Origin of the sequence: Amycolatopsis suaedae (genome assembly GCF_004214935.1) — a bacterium.
GTDB lineage: Bacteria > Actinomycetota > Actinomycetes > Mycobacteriales > Pseudonocardiaceae > Amycolatopsis > Amycolatopsis suaedae.
Map to the genome: position 1 here is coordinate 1 of NZ_SFCC01000018.1, position 19,639 is coordinate 19,639.

General features: G+C 70.5%; 15 protein-coding genes. 5 read left to right on the forward strand and 10 right to left on the reverse strand.

The features are described 5' to 3' along the window. Positions 1 to 247: 247 nt before the first annotated feature. The 3 genes from EWH70_RS29740 to EWH70_RS29750 are packed head-to-tail and all read right to left on the reverse strand — an operon-like array spanning position 248 to position 5,140. The gene (locus EWH70_RS29740) at positions 248 to 1,996 is read right to left on the reverse strand and encodes an ABC transporter ATP-binding protein (protein WP_240687306.1); all 1,749 of its coding nucleotides are present in this window, start codon (positions 1,994 to 1,996) and stop codon (positions 248 to 250) included. Further along, positions 1,993 to 3,723: an ABC transporter ATP-binding protein gene (locus EWH70_RS29745; protein ID WP_130478877.1), complete on the reverse strand. Its 1,731-nt coding sequence runs from the start codon at positions 3,721 to 3,723 to the stop codon at positions 1,993 to 1,995. Before EWH70_RS29745 ends, EWH70_RS29740 begins: the two co-directional genes overlap by 4 nt. 4 nt (positions 3,724 to 3,727) lie before the next feature. Then, the gene (locus EWH70_RS29750; protein ID WP_130478878.1) at positions 3,728 to 5,140 is read right to left on the reverse strand and encodes a glycosyltransferase; all 1,413 of its coding nucleotides are present in this window, start codon (positions 5,138 to 5,140) and stop codon (positions 3,728 to 3,730) included. Positions 5,141 to 5,294: 154 nt separating this feature from the next. On the opposite strand from EWH70_RS29750, the gene EWH70_RS29755 reads away from it, so the two are divergent. Further along, positions 5,295 to 6,284 carry a GDP-mannose 4,6-dehydratase gene (locus EWH70_RS29755; protein WP_130478879.1) on the forward strand — a complete coding sequence of 330 codons (990 nt, stop codon included), beginning with the start codon at positions 5,295 to 5,297 and terminating at the stop codon, positions 6,282 to 6,284. Between the two features lie 9 nt (positions 6,285 to 6,293). Here EWH70_RS29755 and EWH70_RS29760 read toward each other — a convergent pair whose 3' ends face one another. Genes EWH70_RS29760 through ccrA form a run of 4 tightly spaced genes read right to left on the reverse strand, consistent with a single transcriptional unit; the run spans position 6,294 to position 10,894 of the window. Continuing rightward, on the reverse strand, positions 6,294 to 7,649 hold the full coding sequence (locus tag EWH70_RS29760) for a glycosyltransferase (protein ID WP_130478880.1): 1,356 nt from the start codon (positions 7,647 to 7,649) through the stop codon (positions 6,294 to 6,296). After that, positions 7,646 to 8,527 (reverse strand): 3-hydroxybutyryl-CoA dehydrogenase, encoded by an 882-nt coding sequence (locus EWH70_RS29765; RefSeq protein ID WP_130478881.1) that lies wholly within the window; start codon positions 8,525 to 8,527, stop codon positions 7,646 to 7,648. The genes EWH70_RS29760 and EWH70_RS29765 overlap by 4 nt, the downstream gene beginning before the upstream one ends. Next, the gene (locus EWH70_RS29770) at positions 8,524 to 9,510 is read right to left on the reverse strand and encodes a 3-oxoacyl-ACP synthase III family protein (protein WP_130478882.1); all 987 of its coding nucleotides are present in this window, start codon (positions 9,508 to 9,510) and stop codon (positions 8,524 to 8,526) included. Before EWH70_RS29770 ends, EWH70_RS29765 begins: the two co-directional genes overlap by 4 nt. Before the next feature lie 4 nt (positions 9,511 to 9,514). After that, the gene (ccrA, locus tag EWH70_RS29775) at positions 9,515 to 10,894 is read right to left on the reverse strand and encodes a crotonyl-CoA carboxylase/reductase (protein ID WP_130478883.1); all 1,380 of its coding nucleotides are present in this window, start codon (positions 10,892 to 10,894) and stop codon (positions 9,515 to 9,517) included. 201 nt (positions 10,895 to 11,095) lie between these two features. On the opposite strand from ccrA, the gene EWH70_RS29780 reads away from it, so the two are divergent. Next, entirely contained in the window at positions 11,096 to 12,127 is a 1,032-nt protein-coding gene (locus EWH70_RS29780) for a GDP-mannose 4,6-dehydratase (protein ID WP_130478884.1), read from the forward strand. A 309-nt stretch (positions 12,128 to 12,436) separates the two neighbouring features. Next, complete coding sequence (locus EWH70_RS29785; RefSeq protein ID WP_205669314.1) at positions 12,437 to 13,186, forward strand: thioesterase II family protein; 750 nt, start codon at positions 12,437 to 12,439, stop codon at positions 13,184 to 13,186. A gap of 22 nt (positions 13,187 to 13,208) precedes the next feature. Here the strand turns inward: EWH70_RS29785 and EWH70_RS29790 are convergent, their stop codons facing one another. The 3 genes from EWH70_RS29790 to EWH70_RS29800 all read right to left on the reverse strand — a co-directional run bounded on the left by EWH70_RS29790 (position 13,209) and on the right by EWH70_RS29800 (position 16,978). Further along, complete coding sequence (locus EWH70_RS29790) at positions 13,209 to 14,195, reverse strand: Gfo/Idh/MocA family protein (protein WP_165436470.1); 987 nt, start codon at positions 14,193 to 14,195, stop codon at positions 13,209 to 13,211. After that, positions 14,192 to 15,622 carry an NDP-hexose 2,3-dehydratase family protein gene (locus EWH70_RS29795; RefSeq protein WP_130478887.1) on the reverse strand — a complete coding sequence of 477 codons (1,431 nt, stop codon included), beginning with the start codon at positions 15,620 to 15,622 and terminating at the stop codon, positions 14,192 to 14,194. Before EWH70_RS29795 ends, EWH70_RS29790 begins: the two co-directional genes overlap by 4 nt. 93 nt (positions 15,623 to 15,715) lie before the next feature. Continuing rightward, positions 15,716 to 16,978, reverse strand: a complete 1,263-nt coding sequence (locus tag EWH70_RS29800) for a nucleotide disphospho-sugar-binding domain-containing protein (protein WP_130478888.1) — start codon at positions 16,976 to 16,978, stop codon at positions 15,716 to 15,718. A gap of 95 nt (positions 16,979 to 17,073) precedes the next feature. Here EWH70_RS29800 and rfbH point away from each other — a divergent pair, with 95 nt between their 5' ends. Together rfbH and EWH70_RS29810 are read left to right on the forward strand one after the other, a co-directional pair. Beyond that, complete coding sequence (rfbH, locus tag EWH70_RS29805; RefSeq protein WP_130478889.1) at positions 17,074 to 18,387, forward strand: lipopolysaccharide biosynthesis protein RfbH; 1,314 nt, start codon at positions 17,074 to 17,076, stop codon at positions 18,385 to 18,387. After that, entirely contained in the window at positions 18,384 to 19,583 is a 1,200-nt protein-coding gene (locus EWH70_RS29810; RefSeq protein WP_205669315.1) for a DegT/DnrJ/EryC1/StrS family aminotransferase, read from the forward strand. The genes rfbH and EWH70_RS29810 overlap by 4 nt, the downstream gene beginning before the upstream one ends. Positions 19,584 to 19,639 lie beyond the last annotated feature (56 nt).

Here is a 19,639-nt window from a genome sequence, read left to right on the forward strand (position 1 = left end):
CAACAACGGGCGTCAGTGGCTTTACGAGCCAAGCCCTCCACGATCTCCGTCCACACACATCATCACTGTGGCCTTCACGACCTTCCCGCCCGGCGGTCGCGGCCTCACCAGTCACATCCGGCCCAACAGACCCAGCAACCTCCCCCAATGTGGCATTGGGGAACTTGAACTCCCCCAATGCCACATTGGGGGCACACAGCACCCGAACTCTCCCGGGCCCTGCGCCCGCATGCCGTGAGTGCCCCCTTCACGGCATGGCGAGGACCGCGGTCGTCTGGGCGGCGTGCAGCCGGGCGTAACGCCCGCCGGCCGCGAGCAGTTCGTCGTGGGTGCCGCGTTCGACGATGCGGCCGGACTCCAGGACGAGGATCAGGTCCGCGTCCCTGATGGTGGACAGCCGGTGGGCGATCACGAAGCTGGTCCGCCCGGCCCGCACGGCCTTCATCGCCCGCTGGACGTGCACCTCGCTGCGGGTGTCGACCGAGCTGGTCGCCTCGTCCAGCACGAGGACCGGCGGATCGGCGAGGAACGCCCTGGCCACGGTGATCAGCTGCCGCTCCCCCGCGCTGATCCCGGCCGACTCACCGAGCACGGTGTCGTACCCGTCGGGCAGCGTCCGCACGAACCGGTCCACCCGGGTGGCCCGGGCGGCGGCCTCCACCTCCGCCCGGGTCGCGCCCTGCCTGCCGTAGGCGATGTTGTCCGCGATGGTGCCGTGGAACAGCCAGGTGTCCTGCAGTACCAGGCCGATCAGCCTGCGCGCGTCCTCGCGGCGCAGCGTGGCGATGTCGGTGCCGTCGACCAGGATGCGGCCACCGTCCACTTCGTAGAACCGCATCAGCAGGTTGGCGAGCGTGGTCTTTCCCGCACCGGTCGACCCGACGAGCGCCACCGTCCGGCCGGGCTCGATGGTCAGCGACAGGTCCTCGATCAGCGGTGTGTCCGGTGTGTACCGGAACGACACCCGGTCGAACACCACCCGGCCGCGGCCCGGTGACGGCCGAGGCGGATCGGGCGGATCGGGTTCCTGCTCGGCCGCGTCCAGCAACGCGAAGATCCGCCCGGCGGCGGCGAGTCCCGCCTGCGCGTCGCCGACGATGCCGGCCGTCATGCCCACGTCGGTGCCGAACCTGCCGCCGTAGAGCGCGAACGCCTGGACGTCGCCGATGGTGAGCGAGCCCGCCACCACCCGCAGCGCCCCGACGACGGCGACCACCACGTAGGTCAGGTTGGTGATCAGGTACATCACCGGCTCGGCCGCCTCCGCGGCGACCTCACCTCGCAGCCCGGCGGCACGCACGGCGTCGTTGTGCCGGTCGAACTCCCGCTTCACCCGGCCCCGGCGGCCGAACGCGGCGATCAGCGAGTGCGCGGTGTAGGACTCGTCGACGTGTGCGGTCAGCGCACCGGTGGCCGTCCGCTGCTCGTCGAACCGGGCCCGCGCGTGCCGGGTGATCCGCGCGGTGAGCAGGCCGGCCAGTGGCAACGAGCAGAGCACGAGCACGGCGAGCAGCGGCGAGTAGACGAACATCATCACCGCCCCGCCGACCATCGTGAACGACCGCACGGTGAACTGCTCCACCACCTGCTGCAACGACTGCTGGAAGGTGTCGACGTCGTTGGTCAGCCTGCTCATCAGGTCGCCACGGGAGTGCCCGTCGAAGTACCGCAGCGGCAGCCGGCCGAGCTTCGCCGACGCGTCGCGGCGCAGGTCGAACACCACCCGCCGGACGACCACGGCGGCCAGCCACGCCTGCACACCAGTGAGGATCGCGCCCGCCGCGTACAGGACGAGCAACAGGACCAGCACGTCCCCGAGCGCGCCGAAGTCGACCCCGTCCCCGCGTGCACCGGCGACGACCAGGTCGGTCGCCCTGCCGAGGATCGCGGGTGCGGCCAGCGCGCTCATCGTCGCGCCCCCGATCCCGGCGACGACCAGCACACCCAGCAGCCACCGGTACGGGGCCAGCCGGGCCAGCACCCGACGCGCGGTCACGGGGCACCCAGCCCGGCGTGCTGCGACGACGCGATATCGCGGTAGGTCTCGCAGGTGGCGAGGAGTTCCTCGTGCGGGCCGCAGCCGACCACCCGGCCGTCGTCGAGCACGACGATCCGGTCCGCGTGCCGGACCGTGCTCACCCGCTGGGCGACCACGAGCACCGTGGCCGCCGCGGTCTCCGCACGCAACGCCGCCAGCAGGGCGGCTTCGGTGTCCGGGTCGAGCGCCGAGAAGCAGTCGTCGAACAGGTAGACCGCCGGCCGGCGCACCAGCGTCCGGGCGATGGTGAGCCGCTGCCGCTGCCCGCCGGAGAGGTTCGCGCCGCCACCGGCGATCTCCGCGGCCAGGCCGCCGGGCAGGTTCTCGACGAGTTCGCGGGCCTGCGCCACGCCGAGCGCACGCCAGAGTTCGGCGTCGGTGGCGTCCGGGTCGCCGAACCGCAGGTTGGCGGCGACGGTGCCGGAGAACAGGTGTGCCCGCTGCGGTACCACACCGACGGTCGCCGTCAGCTCCGCCGGGTCCAGCTCCCGTACGTCGACCCCGTTGACCAGGACCGCCCCCTCGGTGACGTCGGCTCCGCGGAGGACGAGGTTGAGCAGGGTGGTCTTGCCGCTGCCGGTACTGCCGATCACCGCCACCGTCTCCCCCGGCCCGGCCCGCAGGTCCACCCCGTGCACCGACGGGAGTTCCGCGCCGGGATAGCGGTAGGTCACGCCACGCAGCAGCAGGGTGCCGCGGGTGCGGCCGGGCCGGGCGGGTACGGGCGGCGTCAGGTCCGCGACGGTGTCGAGCACCTCCCGGATCCGCCGTGCCGAAACGCTCGCCCTCGGCACGACCAGGAACACGAACGTCGCCATGGTGATCGACCAGGTGATGTACACCAGGTACTCGACGAACGCGTTCACCGTGCCGATCCCGATCTCACCGCCGTCCACCCGGACCGCGCCGAGCCACACGACGGCGACGGTGCCGGCGCCGGAGGCGAGCGAGACGGCGGGGAACATCACCGCGAACAGCCGCCCGGCCCGCAGTGAGTGACCGAGCAGCTCGGCGTTGGTGCGCCCGAACCGCTCGCGTTCGTGGGCGTCGCGGGCGAAGGCCCGCACCACCCTGGCCCCGGACACCTGCTCGCCGACGATCCGGTTCAGCCGGTCGACCGCGGGCTGGATCCGGCCGTAGACCGCGGTCAGCCTGCGCTGCGCGGCCCAGACCAGCACGGTGATCACCGGGATGAACGCCAGCAGCACGAACGACAGCGGCACGTCCTGGGACAGCGCGAGCGCGACGCTGCCCAGGCAGATGGCAGGCACCGCGGCGAGGGTGGTGAGCCCGTCGAGTGCCACCGTCTCCACCTGCTGCACGTCGTTGGTGCTGCGGGTGGTCAGTGACGACCCGCCGATCCGCTCCACCTGCTGGGCGGACAGGCTCTGGACCCGGTGGAAGACCTCCGCCCGCAGGTCGCGGCCCAGCGCCAGGGCCGCCCGTGCTCCGCAGAGGACCGAACCGAGCCCCGCCCCCGCCGCCGCGGCGGCGACCAGGACCATCAGCGCGCCCATCCACAGGATGTGCCCCTCGTCGCCGGCGACCACCCCGCGGTCGATGACGCTGGCGTTCAGCGTGGGCAGCAACAGCATCGCCACCACCTCGACCAGCTGGAGCAACCCCGCGAGGACGACCATTCCCCGGTAGGGGCGCAGGTAGCGGCGGAGCAGGCTGATCAGCACGGCGTCACTCCACGCCCGCGGCGCCGGTCACCGGCGCGATGCCGGCCAGCGCGGGCAGCGCGAGGACGGCGTCGGCGGCGGCAACGCGCCCGCCCGCCTCGCGCAGGAGGGTGGCGAGGCGGCTGGCGCGGCGGCGGTAGGAGTCGTCGCCGAGCACCGTTTCCAGCTTGCCGGTGATGTCGTCCGGTTCGGTGCGGTGCGGCCGGTCCAGCGTCAGGCTCACCCCGGCACTGCGGCCGCGGGCCGCCACGTCGTGACAGTCCGTCCACAACGGACGGATGACCATCGGCTTGCCGAAGTACAGCGCCTCGTGGAAGCCGTTGCTGCCCCCGTGGGTGAGGAACACCTTGATGCTGGGGTGGGCCAGGACGTCGAGCTGGGACGGCAGCCAGGACTCGATCCGCAGGTTCGCCGGCAGGTCGCCGGCAGGGGGCAGCAACTCCTGCTGCCGCTCGCTCAGCCGCCAGAGCACGTGGTGCCGGCCGTCCAGCCGGCGGGCCACCTCGACCAGCGCGTGTACGTCGTCCCTGGTGAGCTGCGTGATCGTGCCCAGCCCGACGTAGACCACCGAGGGATGCGCGTCGAGCCAGGCGGTGACGTCGTCGTCGCCTGCCGATTCCGGCAGCGGCGGAAGCATGGCGCCCACCAGGCGCATCGTCGGCGGCAGGTCGAGCGGGTACTCCAGCTCGGCGACCGAGTAGGTCAGCACCAGCTCCGCTACGTCGGCGGACACCCGGGGGCGCTGGGCCTCCGGTGAGATGTCCAGCTCACGGCACAGCCGGGTGTACGCGCCGAACCGGTCGCGCATCGTGGAGCCGAACAGCATCGTCAGGCAGCGCAGCTGGAACAGCCGGTTGGCCAGCCGCTGGCGAGCGGTCATCGGGTACGGCAGGCCGGTGTTGGGCGCCGGGAAACCCTTGGGCAGGCGTGATCCGAACGGCAACGGCAGGTGCCAGCTCATCGCGTGACTGGGCAGGAACGGGTTGCTCACCACGAACGGGATCCCCCTGCTGACCGCGAGCGCGATCGGGACCATGCTCATGGTGTCGATGACCATCAACGCCGGGCGCAGCTCGTCGACCGCCGCGCGCAGGGCCCGCATGCCCTCCGCCTGCCGGCCGGGCTGGTACATCAGCTCGACACCGGCACGCAGGGAGCGAAACCGGTCCGGCTGCGCGGCGGCACGGAAGGTCTCGGCATCCATCGTCGACGGCGTCAGCCCGGCCGGCGCGCGGCCCATGGACACGAACTCCACCCCGCCGAGCCGTTCCACGTCCGCCCGGCGGGTCTCGTCGGTCGCGAAGGCCAGGTCCGGCACGCCGCGCCGGGCGAACTCACCGGCCAGCACCAGCAGCGGGTTGAGCAGGCCGCTCTCGGGCATGCTGACGAACAGGATCGGACGCCGAACGGAGTTCATGAGCCACAGCGTCGCGCCGCCGGTGCTGGGAAAACCCCAGTTGCCCGGGCGGTGTGGGAAAACGCCCAGTCACCCTCGGCTAACGTGAAGCGCGGACGCTGTCCGGCAGGACGGCGCTGCGCCGCAGGATGCTCCGCCCGCAGGAAGGGGAGACGTGGCCAAGCGCGCGTTGATCACCGGGATCACCGGCCAGGACGGCTCCTACCTAGCCGAACACTTGCTCGGCCTCGGGTACCAGGTGTGGGGCGTGCTCCGGCACGACAGCGACCCGGCGGCCTCCCGGATCGCGCACCTCGTCGGCGACCTGTCGTTCACCAGGGCGGAGTTCGACGACAGCGCGAGCCTGCTGTCCGCGGTCGAGCGGGCGCGGCCGGACGAGATCTACAACCTGGCCGGAACCTCCTACGTGCCCACCACCTGGCGGCACGCGGAGCTGACCACCGAGGTCAACGGCATGGGCGTGCTGCGCATGCTGGAGGCCATCCGCGTCGTCTGCGGGCTCGACGAGTCGACGGCAGGCGGCGGCATCCGCTTCTACCAGGCGTCCTCGTCGGAGATGTTCGGCAAGGTCACCGAGACACCGCAGCACGAGACGACCATCTTCCACCCGCGTAGTCCCTACGGGGTGGCCAAGACCTACGGTCACCACATCACCCGCAACTACCGGGAATCCTTCGGCATGTACGCCGTGTCCGGCATTATGTTCAACCACGAATCACCCCGGCGTGGCAGCGAGTTCGTCACCCGCAAGATCACCCTGGCCGCCGCCAACATCAAACTCGGCCACCAGGACAAGCTGCACCTGGGCAACCTCGACGCCCAGCGCGACTGGGGCTACGCCGGCGACTACGTCAAGGCCATGCACCTCATGCTCCAGCAACCCACCCCGACCGACTACGTGATCGGCACCGGCACGTTGCACTCGGTCCGGGAGACCGCCCGCATCGCGTTCGAGACGGTCGGCCTGGACTGGCGCGACCACGTCGTCGTCGACCCCGACCTGATCCGCCCCGCCGAAGTCGAGACCCTGTGCGCCAACCCCGCCAAGGCCCACGCCGAACTCGGCTGGAAACCCAGCCTCACGTTCGAGGAACTCATCCAGACGATGGCAGAGGCGGATCTACGCAGGCTGAGTACCGGCTGAAGCACGAGGTCAGGACAGGGCACGCGATCCGAGGATGAGGTCGGCGGCCGCCCGCACCCCACCGGTCCGCCGCTGCAGCTCGCTGAAGTACCCGGCCCGTTCCCGGAACGAGTCTTCCTCGAGCAGGCGGCGCAGCTTGTGGTGCACGTCGTCCGGATCCACGGTGTCCGGGCGGTCCACGGTGAGCCCGGCACCGCTGTCCACGGCACGCACGGCGTGGTCGTAGCAGTCCAGCCACAGCGGGCGGGACAGCAGCGGTTTGCCGAAGTACAGGCCCTCGTGGAAGCTGTTGCTGCCGGCGTGGTTGAAGAACACCTTCACGTTGCGGTGAGCGAGCACGTCGTACTGGGAGGGCAGCCAGCTCTCGATGCGGAGGTTCGCCGGGAGTTCACCGGCCGGCGGCAGGAACGCCTGCTGCTCCCTCGGCAGCTTCCACAGCACCTGATGCCGGTCCCCCAGCCTGCGGGCCACCTCCACCATGGCGGCGACCTCGTCGCGGGTCAGCCGGGTGATCGTGCCGAACGCCACGTAGACCACCGACTCCTGGGCGTCGAGCCAGCGGGTCAGGTCGTCGTCCCCGGACGTCTCGGGCAGCGGGGGCACCATGGTGCCGAGCATGTGCAGCTTGTCCGGTACCGGGAACGGGTAGTCGAGCTCCAGCAGCGAGAAACACAGGATCATCTCGGCCGCGTCGAACGGGGCGTTCTGCGGTCGCGCCGCCCGGTCGACGCCAAGCCGGTCCATGGCCTTGCCGTACGCGACGGCCTTGCGCAGGATCACCGGGTCCAGGACCAGCGTCCGCATCCGCAGCCGGAACAGCCAGTGGGCGAACCGCTGTGCCCGCGTCATGTCCCGGGGCATCCCGGACTGCGGCACCGGGAAACCCTTCGGCAGGTTCGCCTGGCACAGGTCGCTGGGCAGGAACGGGGCCGTGATGACGAACGGGATCCGGTGTGTGATGGCGACCAGGAACGCGTGGTGGCACAGGCTGTTGATGACCATCAACGCGGGCTTGATCCGGGCGACGGCCTCGCTCAGCCTGCTGTACTTGTCGGCGACGTACCCGGCGTCCATCCCCGCCCTGACCCTGGCCCGGTAGGCGACGAACCGGGACCTTCCGGTGACGGCCCGGTAGGTGGGCTCGTCCCACATGGTGGCGGCCAGAGCCGGATCGACGTCACCGAGCGACACGAACCCGACCTCGCTGCGGGCGGCGAGCTTCTCCACCTCCACCCTGCGGTTCTCGTCCGTGGCGAACCACAGGTCCGGCACTCCCCTCCTGGCCAGCTCGCCTGCCACCGACAGACTCGAGTTCATCAGCCCGGTGGACTGGGTGCAGCAGAACAGAATCGGCTTGCGGGTCATCGCGGCGCCTTCCCCGTGGCTGTCCGGTGCGGGTAGAAACCCCGGCCGCTCTTGCGGCCGAGGTAACCGCCCTCGATCATGCGCAGCAGCAACGCCGGTGGTGCGTGCAGCGGTTCCCTGGTCTCGTCGTACATGGCCTCGCCGACGGCGGCGATGACGTCCAGTCCGATCAGGTCGATCAGCGCCAGCGGCCCCATGGGGTGCCCGCACCCGAGGGTCATGCCGCGGTCGATGTCCTCGGCCGTGGCCACGCCGGACTCCAGCATCCGGACCGCCGACATCAGATACGGCACGAGCAGCGAGTTGACCACGAACCCGGCCTGGTCCTTGGCGTAGATGACCTTCTTGCCCAGTACCTCGGTGAGGAAGGCGGCGGCACGGGCGAGCGTCGCCTCACCGGTCGCCAGCGAGGCGGTCAGTTCGGCCAGCGGCATCACCGGAACCGGGTTGAACAGGTGTACCCCGACCACTCGTTCCGGGGCGCTGGTCGCCCTGGCGAGCTTCATGATCGGCAGCGCGGACGTCGTGGAGGCCAGCACGGCGTCCCGGTCCGGCACGACCTCGTCGAGTACCGCGAAGACCTCCAGTTTGGTGGCGAGCTGCTCGGTCACCGCCTCCAGCACGAACTGCCGGTCGGCGAGGTCCTTCGGGTCGGTGGAATAGGTGACCCGCGCGATGGCTGTCGCGCGCTCGTCCTCGCTCAGCTTTCCCTTGCCCACCAACCGGTCCAGTGAGGACTCCAGGCGGGCGGCGCCACGCTGCGCGGACTCCGCGCTCGACGCGACGACGAGCACGTCCAGCCCGGCACGCGCACACACCTCGGCGAACCCGGTACCCATCTGGCCGCAGCCGACGACCCCGACGCGTTCGACGGTCATGCCGACCACCGTGCCAGGCAGGCGCCGACGGACATGCCCCCGCCGAACCCGGCGAGCAGGACGACGTCACCCGCCGCGACCCGGCCGGACCGGACAGCGTCGTCCAGTGCCACCGGAACCGAGGCGCTGCCGACGTTGCCGTAGCGATCGACCACGAGGTGGGTGTGCGCGCCGCTCAGCCCGCACCGGTCGACCAGCTGACGCAGCAGCACGCCGTTGGCCTGGTGCGGCACGAACGTGTCCACATCGGCCAGTGTCAGCCCGGCGTTGGTGACCAGCTTGTCCAGCAGCGGCGGCAGGGTGTCCATGACGAAGTCACGCACCTGCCTGCCGCGCATGGTGAAGTAGTGCCCGCCCTCGGCGACGGTCCGCGCGGTCGTGGGTACCCGGCTGCCGCCCGCCTCGACCTTGATCAGATCCTGGGCCTCGCCGTAGCTGCTCAGGTCGACCGCGAGGATCCCGGCGGGCTCGGGCACTTTGCCGAGCACCGCGGCACCGGCCCCGTCGCCGAGCAGGACGGAGGTGCGGCGCTCACCGAAGTCGAGGATGCGGGAGTAGACGTCGGCGCCGATGACGAGTGCGTGTGTCCCGGGACGGGCGGCGACCAGGGAACGCGCCAGTTCCACGGCGTAGACGAAACCGGCGCAGACGGCGTTGACGTCGAAGCACGCCGCGGCGTGCGCCCCGATGAGGCGCTGCACGAGGCACGCCGTCGGCGGCTGCGGGAAGTCCCCGGTCGACGTCGACACGATCAGGTAATCCACGCGGTCGGCCGGCAGGCCCGCGTGCTTGAGCGCACGCCGGGCCGCGGCGGCCGCGAGGTCGGAGGTCGCCTCGTCCGGCGCCGCCCAGCGGCGGGTCTCGATCCCGGTACGGCTGAGGATCCACTCCGGGGTCGCGTCGGTGACCAGTCCGGCGATCTCGGAGTTGGTGACCACCCGCTCCGGCAGATAGGACCCGGTACCGAGGAATCCGACGGCCATGCGTTCACACCTCTCCGGGGCCGGGGCTGCGGCCCCGCAACGGGTTGAGCCGGTCCTCGCCGATCCGCGCGCGCAGCCGCGGGTCGGTCACGCCGAGCCCGGTCCGGGGTGCGCCGCACAGCACCGCGATCTTGCCGATGTGCTGGTTGGTCTGCACGACGCGGGCGGCCTCGGCCACGTCCGACAGCGGGTACACCGCGGACATCGTCGGCACCACGGCGCCCAGTTCCAGCAGCCGGTTGGTATCCCACTGCTCCTGCAGGTTGGCGACGTGACTGCCGATGATCCGCTTGAGCTTCATCCACAGGTACCGGTTGTCGAACAGGTGGTGGTAGCCGGTGCTCGACCCGCAGGTGACCACGACGCCGCCGCGGCGCACGACGAACACGGAGACGCCGAACGTCGCGCGCCCGACGTGTTCGAAGACGATGTCCGGGTCCCTGCCGACGCGCTCGCGGATGATCCCGCCGAGCCGCCTGCCGACCTCGATCACCCGTGCCGGGTCGTCCGCCACGTCGGCGGTGAGCCCGATCTCCGACCGGTCGATCACGATCTCGCAGCCGAGTGCGCGCAGCGCTTCGGCCTTCTCCGGGGAACCGACCACCCCGACCGGGATGCCGCCGCCGTTGCGGACGAACTGGACCGCGTAGCCGCCGAGGCCGCCGGCCGCGCCCCAGACCAGCACGACGTCGCCCTGCTTCATCCGGGCGCCCCGGTCACTGACCAGCATCCGGTAGGCGGTGCCCGCGCACAGGGTGTTGCACGCCGCCTCCTCCCAGGTGAGGTGCGCCGGCTTGGGGACGAGCTGGTTGACGCGGACCACGGAGTACTCGGCGAGGCCGCCGAAGTTGGTCTCGAAACCCCACGCCCGCTGCTCGGCGCCGAGCATGCCGTCGGCGTGGCTGGCGGGCTCCTGGTCGTCCACGTAGGCGGGGCTGACCACGACGTGGTCGCCGACCTTCCAGTGCCGCACACCGGATCCGACGCGGACGATCACGCCAGCCCCGTCCGAGCCGACCACCTGGTGCGGCAGGTCGTGCCGGGACGCCCAGCCGCCCTGCCGGGCGAACTGGCTGAGGAAGCGGAAGGTGGGGATCGGCTCGAACATGGCCGACCACACCGTGTTGTAGTTGATCGAACTGGCCATCACCGCGACGACGACCTCGTCCGGCGCCAGCTCCGGCATCGGCACCCGGCCGACGCGCAGCGACTTGCGGACGTCCTTGTCCTCGACCCCGCGGAACATGTCGGCGTCCTCGGCCTTCAGGTGGGCCGCCAGAAACTCCGCCGGCAGGGGAAGGCGTTCGATCCGCTCGGGGCTCGCGCCCGTGAGCAACGCCTCGGACAGTTCGCTCGTGGTGGCCTCCGACAGAACACCCGGCATGTGACAACTCCTCGCCTGGTTCGACTCGCCTGCATCGGCACAGGGCGAACTCCGGTTCCATGAGGATGACCGCTGATGCCTGGAGGAATCCCTAGTTTCGATCGCGTTCAATCATGGCAGTGGCGTACCGATGAATGTACGCAGTCGGTGTCTTCACCCGAGGTCGGCAAGCTGGCCCGCGGTGCCGGAAGGGGAAAACCCGTGTCAAAACGTGCGTTGATCACCGGTATCACCGGCCAGGACGGCTCATACCTCGCCGAGCACCTGCTCGGTCTCGGATACCAGGTATGGGGCATGATCCGCGGCCAGGCGAATCCGAGGAAATCCCGTATCAGCCAGCTCATGGCGGATCTGTCCTTCGTGGACGGAGACCTGATGGACGAGGGCAGCCTGGTGTCCGCGATCGATCAGGTACAGCCCGACGAGGTGTACAACCTCGGGGCGATCTCGTTCGTTCCGCTGTCCTGGCAGCAGGCGGAACTGACCACCGAGATCAACGGCATGGGCGTGCTGCGCATGCTGGAAGCGATCCGGCTGGTCAGCGGGCTGGACAAGTCCCGCACCAGCAACAGCAGCGACATCCGCTTCTACCAGGCGTCCTCGTCGGAGATGTTCGGCAAGGTCGCCGAGACACCGCAGCACGAGACGACCATCTTTCACCCGCGTAGTCCCTACGGGGTGGCCAAGACCTACGGTCACTACATCACCCGCAACTACCGGGAATCCTTCGGCATGTACGCCGTGTCCGGGATCCTGTTCAACCACGAGTCGCCGCGCCGCGGCACCGAGTTCGTCACCCGCAAGATCACCCTGGCCGCCGCCAACATCAAACTCGGCCACCAGGACAAGCTGCACCTGGGCAACCTCGACGCCCAGCGCGACTGGGGCTACGCCGGCGACTACGTCAAGGCCATGCACCTCATGCTCCAGCAACCCACGCCCACCGACTACGTGGTGGGCAGCGGCACCATGCACTCGGTGCGCGACGCCGCCCGCATCGCGTTCGAGACGGTCGGCCTGGACTGGCGCGACCACGTCGTCGTCGACCCCGACCTGATCCGCCCCGCCGAAGTCGAGACCCTGTGCGCCAACCCCGCCAAGGCCCACGCCGAACTCGGCTGGAAACCCAGCCTCACGTTCGAGGAACTCATCCAGACCATGGTCGAGTCGGACCTCCGCCAGGCCGAGCGGGAACAGAAGTACGCCGAGCTGACGCTGAGTTCGGCCTGGTAGCCCTGCCGGCTTCCCCGTGCCCCCGGGGAGACAGAGAGCCCGCCCGTTGCCCACCGGGTGGGCTCTCTGTGTGTGGCGCCCCGGTTCACCTGATGCCGGGCCATGACTAGTGGCCCGCACCGGAAATCCGCTGAATAGTTCGCCGGTCCAGCTTCCCGCTGGCGGCGTTGCCGGTCCGCCCGAGTACGGTCCAGTACGAGGACGAACCGGCGCCTTGCCAGCGGAAACCTGGACTCGCCGACTTATGCACCGGATTTCCGGTGCAGGACACTAGGGTTTTGCCCGCCGTGCGGCGGCTTCACTGGGATCGTGACGATCACCGAGAACACGACGACCTGGCTGCGCCGCTACCACCCCGCGCCGCGCAGCACCCGGCGGCTGGTGTGCTTCCCGCACGCCGGCGGATCCGCGAGCTTCTTCCACCCCGTGTCGGCCCGGTTCGCCCCCGCGGTGGACGTCGTGGCAGTCCAGTACCCGGGTCGTCAGGACCGCAGGCACGAACCGTGCGTCGAGGACATCCGGCTGCTGGCCGACCTGATCGCCGAAGAGCTGCGGGCACAACCGGCCAAGCCGACGGCGTTCTTCGGCCACAGCATGGGCGCAGCGGTCGCGTTCGAGACGGCCTGGCGGCTGGAACGGGCCGACCACGGTCCCGCTGTCCTGCTGGCGTCCGGCTCGCGGGCCCCGTCGCTGCCCCGCGACGACGGCGTGCACGACCTCGACGACGACGGCGTGCTCGCCGAGCTGCGCCGGCTGGAGGGCACCCACGAGGCACTACTGGCCGACGAGGACCTGCTGCGGATGGCGCTGCCCGCCATCCGTGGCGACTACCGGGCCATCGAGTCCTACTCCACCACCGCCGACCGCGGTCTCAGCTGCCCGATCACCGTGCTGGTCGGCGACCGGGACCCGAACGTGAGTCTGGCCGAAGCCGCCCGGTGGCGCGAGCACACCACCGGCGAATTCCGGCAGCACGTCTTCCCCGGCGGCCACTTCTACCTCGTCGAGCACGCCGCCGAGGTCGGCGACCGGATCGGCGACGCACTGGCGGAATGCTGACGACGCCGATCCCGCCGGGCGATCAGGCCAGGTGTCCCGCCGCGGCCGTCCGGACGTCCTCCACCAGCCGGGCGGTCTCCAGGGCACCGGTCAGCCAGCCCTGCTCCTCGCTCGCCACCGCCCCGCGCAGCGCCGCGTCGGCGAACGACGAGACCGACAGCCGGAACTGGTGAGCCGGCGGCAGGAAGAACCGCTCGTCGTGGTCCTGTTCCTCGACGACGACGGCGGGCCGGTGGTCCGGCGGCGGGGTGAACGCCCTGTCCAGGCTGAGCGACGCGGTGCTCCCCCACACCTCGTACCGGCACCGGTACGAGTGCTGGAAACCGAACCGCAGGTCGACGAACACGCCGCCGCGGGAGACCAGCATGGCCTGCCCCGCCACGTCTACGCCCAGCCGCTCGTCCACCCGCAGCGCGGCGCCCGCGACCGACAGCCCGTCGCCGAACAGCAGCCACGCCAGCCGCAGCGGGTAGACCCCGAGGTCGAGCAGTGAGCCGCCGCCCAGTGCGGCGTCGTAGCGGATGTCGTCGGACGGCAGCGGCGGGATGGTGAACGCCACGCTCAGGGTGCGGACCGCGCCGAGCCGTCCGGCCGCCATCAGCTCCCGTACCCTGGCGTGCTGGGGATGGTGCAGGAAGGCGAAGTTCTCCCGCAGCACCAGGCCCCGCTCGGCAGCCAGGTCGATCAGGTCCTTGGTGGTGGCCGGGTCGCCGGTGAGCGGCTTCTCGCACAGCACGTGCTTCCCGGCCAGCAACGCCCGCCTGGCCCACTCGTGGTGCAGCCGGTTGGGCAGGCTGAGGTACACCGCGTCGACGTCCGGCCGCTCGATCAGCTCGGCGTAACCACACGGCTCGGCACCGAACGTCGCGGCGAACCGCTCCGCCTTCTCCGCCGAGCGGCTGGCGACCGCGGCCAGCCGGACGTTGCCGAGCGAATCCAGTGCGGGAATCGTGCGCCGCCGGGCGATGGCCGAGCAGCCCAGCACACCCAGCGACAGCCGCCCGGTCACCGCAGGCCCCGCAGGCAGGCGACCAGGGTCCTGGCCTGGACGTTGACGTAGTTCGAGTGCATCAGCAGGCTGTTGAGCTGGTGCAGGGTCAGCCACTGGAAGTCCGGCCGGCCGCCGTCCGGGAAGTCCTCCGGTGTCTCGATGATCTGGTACCGGTTGCGGGCGTGGTAGAAGCGCCCGCCCTCCTCGGACAGCTCGGCGTCGAACCACACCTGGCCCGGATCACGTTCGCGGACGTAGTCCAGGAACGGCGGGTGCAGTTCCCCGGGCAGTCCCGCGTAGTTGGCCGGAATGCACTGCACGGTCGGCGCCAGCTCGATGGTGCCGCGATACCCGGGCTCGACCCGTGCGCTCACCAGCGCGTGCAGCACCCCGGCGACGCGTTTGACCAGCAACGCGATCGAGCCGACACCGACGGGTTCGATCAGCGGCTGGGTCCAGCCGGCCACCTCGCGGCTGTCCGCCCGCACCGAGACCGCCATGACCCGGAAGAAGCGGTCCTCCTGGTGGCGGATGACGTCCTCGGTACGGCGCCACTCCCGCACCTCGTTCAGCCCGAGCAGCTCGGTCCGCACGTCGTGCTGCGCCTCCCGCGACGTGATCCAGCTCATCGCCTCGGTCCTGGTCCGCAGTCCACCGCGTGCCGGGTCGCAGGAACTGACCAGTGCCGACATGAACTCGCCCCGGTCGCCCCGTGCGCCTTCGAAACCGCCGGGCAGGCAGGCCAGCACGGTCCGGGTGTCCATGTTGACGGTGTTGTCCTCGGCGAGCAGGACGTGCAGCTGGCCGAGCGTCATCCAGCAGAAGTCGTCGCCGACCTCGACCGGCCCGTCCACCTCGACGATCATGTTCCGATTGCGCTTGCGGTAGAACCAGGCGCCCTGCTCGGACTGCAGCACGTCGGCGAGCACGTTGCCGTGGTGCAGGTTCTGGAAGTACTCCAGGTACGGCACGGTGTTTCCGGCGTGCACCCTGAGGTAGTTGCTCCGGGTGGCCTGCACCGTCGGGGAGATCTGCGCCCCGTTGACGTTGCCCGGCTCGGCCTTCGCCTGCATGAGGCAGTGCGGTACGCCGTCGATGTCCCGGATCAGGATGCCGAGGATGCCGATCTCCGGCTGGTTGATGATCGGCTGTGTCCACTGCCGGACGTGCCGGTAGTCCGAGTGGACCCGCAACCCCTGGATGCGGAAGAACTTGTGGCTGTCGTGACGCAGGTCGCCGGAGCCGTCCTCGAACCGCCAGGATCGCAGGCCGGCGAACGGGATGCGCTCGACGTGGTGGAGCTGACCGGCGCGACGCCGCGCGAGCCAGGAACGGATGTCGGCAAGGGAGTTGACGCCACTGTCCACGGTGCACGCGGACAGTGCCAGCCGGCCCGCCAGTGTGTCGTCGGGTACTCGCAGGACGGATCCTTCGACCGTTGCCATGAATCCACCTCCCGTCAGCACCAGTTGTATCGGGAAAGATGTAGGTTTAACCCCAGCTTGTCGCGCCGTCCACACCGGACTCGACGCTGTGGTTCACCGGGTGGAGACGAGCGATTCCAGCTGACCGGCCACCGCGGCCGGGGCGGGCATGGCGTGTGCCGCGGCGGCGAGCCCGCGGGCCGACTCGGCGAACGCCGGTTCGGACAGCAGGCGGCCGAGCTTCGCCTTGATCGCGGGGACGTCGGCTTCGTAGTTGCGCACGGACAACCCGCATCCGGCGCGTTCCAGCCTGCCCGCCGACCACTTCTCGGCGTTCTCCGCGATCGTCAGCATGAGCTGGGGAACCCCGCAGACCATCGACGTCAGGATCGAACCTCCGCCCGCCGCGTGGATCACCGCGTCACAGGTGGGCAGCACCAGGTGCAGCGGCACCTCGCTGAGCCGGTGCACCTGCCCGGGCAGTTCCGCCGTGCCCACGTCGGATTCGGCGGCCAGCAGCAGCACTTCCGCGCCGAGTTCGGTCGCGGCGGTGACCGCCTGTTCCACCTTGTTCGCCACCGGGCCGAAGCCACGTGTGGTGGTGCGCCCCCACACCACGCACACCCGGGGGCGGCCGCCACGCTCGGGCAGTTTCTCCGGGACGGTCCCCGGCCCGTTGTACGGAACGAACCGGATCGGCAGCCGGGCGCCGACGCTGTTCAGCCCGAACTCGCCGGGACACGGGTCGAGAACGTGGGTGAGCTGCCGGTCCAGCACCGAGGCGATCTCCGCCGACCCGAACGGGCTGTCCGGGCCGAACGAGTCCCTGGCGCGGGAGTTCCGGCTCGGGTCGCCCTCACCGAAACCACCCGTGGTGCACAGTGGTTCCTCGGTGCCGGTCGGTCCCCACAGGTGCACCACGCTGAGGGTCCCGGCCGCGTGCGCCGCCAGCGGTCCCTCGGCGCTGAGCGGGTCGTGGACCACCAGGTCCGGCCGCCACTCCCGGCCGTAGGCCTCGGCCGTCTCCGCGTCCTGGCGCCACCGCCTGCCGTAGGTGTCCACGGCGGCCGGCCACCAGCTGCCCATGTCGAAGGTGTCCAGGTCCAGCGGTTCCCCGGTGTCGGGGTGCAGTGGCCGGGCCGGGTAACGCCAGGTGCCGTGGTAGGCGCTGAAGAGGTTCATCAGCCTGGTGGACCACACCATCGGTGAACCCAGCAGGCGCGGGTCGGGGTGCAGGCCGGTCCGGAGGACCGTGTCGGCCTCCTGCGGGCTGCACAGCACTCGCACATCGTGTCCGGCACTACGCAGAGCCCAGCCCAGCGGCACCATCGGCATGAAGTGTCCCGGCCAGGCGGAGATCGCGATCAACACTCGCATCCTGTGATGCTAGGTAGCCCGAGTATGGGAAAAACCCAGTCCTGCGCACGGAAGCATGAGGGCATCGTATCCCGCCACCCGGGGAGGAAGTGCTGATGAGCGACCACGGCGCGGAGCTGAAAGCCCGGGTGCTGCAGCTCGTGCGCGACTACGACAAGGAGGTCGCGGAGCGACCGTTCCAGCCGGGTGTGACACCGATCTGGCCGTCGGGGGCCACACTGGACGCCGACGACCGGGTGGCGATGGTGGAAGCCGCGCTGGACCTGAGAATCGCCGCGGGAACGTCGGCGAGAAAGTTCGAACGGGACTTCGCCAGAACCCTCGGGCTGCGCAAGGCGCACCTGACGAACTCGGGGTCGTCGGCGAACCTACTGGCGATGACCGCCCTGTGCCAGCCGGAGCTGGGCGAGCGGCGGCTGCGGCCCGGGGACGAGGTCGTCACCGTCGCCGCGGGATTCCCCACCACCGTCAACCCCATTGTGCAATGTGGACTGAAACCGGTCTTCGTCGACATCGAGCTGGGTACCTACAACACCACCGCGCAACGGGTGGCGGACGCGATCGGGCCGAGGACCAGGGCGGTGATGATCGCGCACGCACTGGGCAATCCGTTCGAGGCCAGGGAGATCGCCGACCTCTGCGACGAGCGCGGCCTGCTGTTCGTCGAGGACAACTGCGACGGGGTGGGGGCCAGCTACCGGGGCGAGCTCACCGGAGGCTTCGGCGACCTGAGCACGGTCAGTTTCTACCCCGCCCACCACATCACGGCCGGGGAGGGTGGCTGCGTGCTCACCGACAACCTCGCGCTGGCGCGACTGGTGGAGTCGCTGCGTGACTGGGGCCGGGACTGCTGGTGTGAGCCGGGCGAAAGCGACACCTGCCACAAGCGGTTCGGCTACCGGCTCGGTGATCTGCCGCAGGGCTACGACCACAAGTACATCTTCTCCCACATCGGCTACAACCTGAAGACCACCGACGTCCAGGCGGCGCTGGCGTCCTCACAGCTGACCAAGCTGACCGAGTTCGGCGAGGCCCGCAACCGGAACTGGAACCGGCTGCGCCGAGGCCTTGAGGGCGTGCCGCACCTGCTGCTGCCCGAGGCCACCCCGGGCAGCGAGCCGAGCTGGTTCGGCTTCGTGCTCACCGTCGCCGAGGACGCCCCGTTCGACCGGGCCGAGATCGTGCGGTTCCTCGAATCCCGCAGGATCGGCACCCGGCTGCTGTTCGCGGGCAACCTCACCCGGCACCCGGCCTACCTCGGTCAGGACTTCCGGGTGTCCGGCACGCTGGCCAACAGCGACGTGGTGACCGAGCGGACCTTCTGGATCGGCGTGTTCCCGAAGATCACCCCGGAGATGACCGACTACATGGTCGCCACCATCCGCGAGTTCGTGGGAGGTCACCGGTGACCGCGGTGGTCCGGCCGCTGGCCGTACTGGGCGGCACGCCGGCGTTCGCGGAGAAGCTGCACGTCGGCAAGCCCAACATCCTGAACCCGCAACGGGTGCTGGACCGGATCAGGCAGGCCATGGACAGCTACGTGCTGACCCACTCCGGGCCGCTGGTGACCGAGTTCGAGCGGCGGATCGCCGACGCCGCGGGCGTGACGCACTGCGTCGCGCTGTGCAACGCCTCGATCGGCCTGCAGATCATGGCCAGGGTGCTGGGGCTGCACGGCGAGGTGATCATGCCGTCCTACACGTTCGTCGCCACGGCGCACACCATGCGCTGGGAGGGGCTGACCCCGGTATTCTGCGACGTGGACCTGGCGACCGGGCAGCTCGATCCGGAGGAGGTCCGGCGGCTGATCACGCCGCGGACCACGGCCGTCCTCGGTGTACACCTGTGGGGCAACCCGGCGCCGGTCGACGCACTGGCGGACATCGCCGCCGAGCACGGGCTGGCCCTGTTCTACGACAGCGCGCACGCCTTCGGCAGCGCGCACCAGGGCAAGCCGATCGGCGGATTCGGCCGCGCCGAGGTGTTCAGCTTCCACGCGACCAAGTTCCTCAACGCCTTCGAAGGCGGCGCGGTGGTCACCGACGATCCGGACCTGGCCGCCCAGGTGCGTGCCATGCACAACTACGGCCGCGACAAGGCCGGTGCGGTGCGAGGACTGGGAACCAACGCCAAGATGACCGAGCCGGCCGCGGCGATGGGCCTGGCATCGCTGGAGGGCAAGGAAGAACTGATCCGGGTGAACACCGAACGGCACGCGCACTACGCGGCCGGGCTGGACGGCGTACCCGGCATCAGCCTGCGCCGCCCGGAGCCGGGCGACCGCGTCAACCACTCGTACGTGGTGATGGAGGTGGACAGCCGCGCCGCCGGGCTCTCCAGGGACCAGGTGATCACCGCCCTGCACGCCGAGAACGTCCTGGCCCGCGACCATTTCCACCCCGGCTGCCACCGCACCCCGCCCTACGCCGAGGCCGGGCGGCTGCACACTCCCCGCCCGTTGCCCCGCACCGAGGCGCTCAGCGCGCGGGTGGTGCTGCTGCCGACCGGCCTGGGCGTCTCGGTGGAGCAGGTCGACGAGGTCTGCGCGGTGATCCGCGCCCTGGTCGACCAAGCGCCGGCCGTGCGCCGCACCCTAGCCCGCTGACGTGGGCCTGGTGTGATGCCGTGAAGGGGGCCCTCACGGCGTCTCATGCCGTGAGG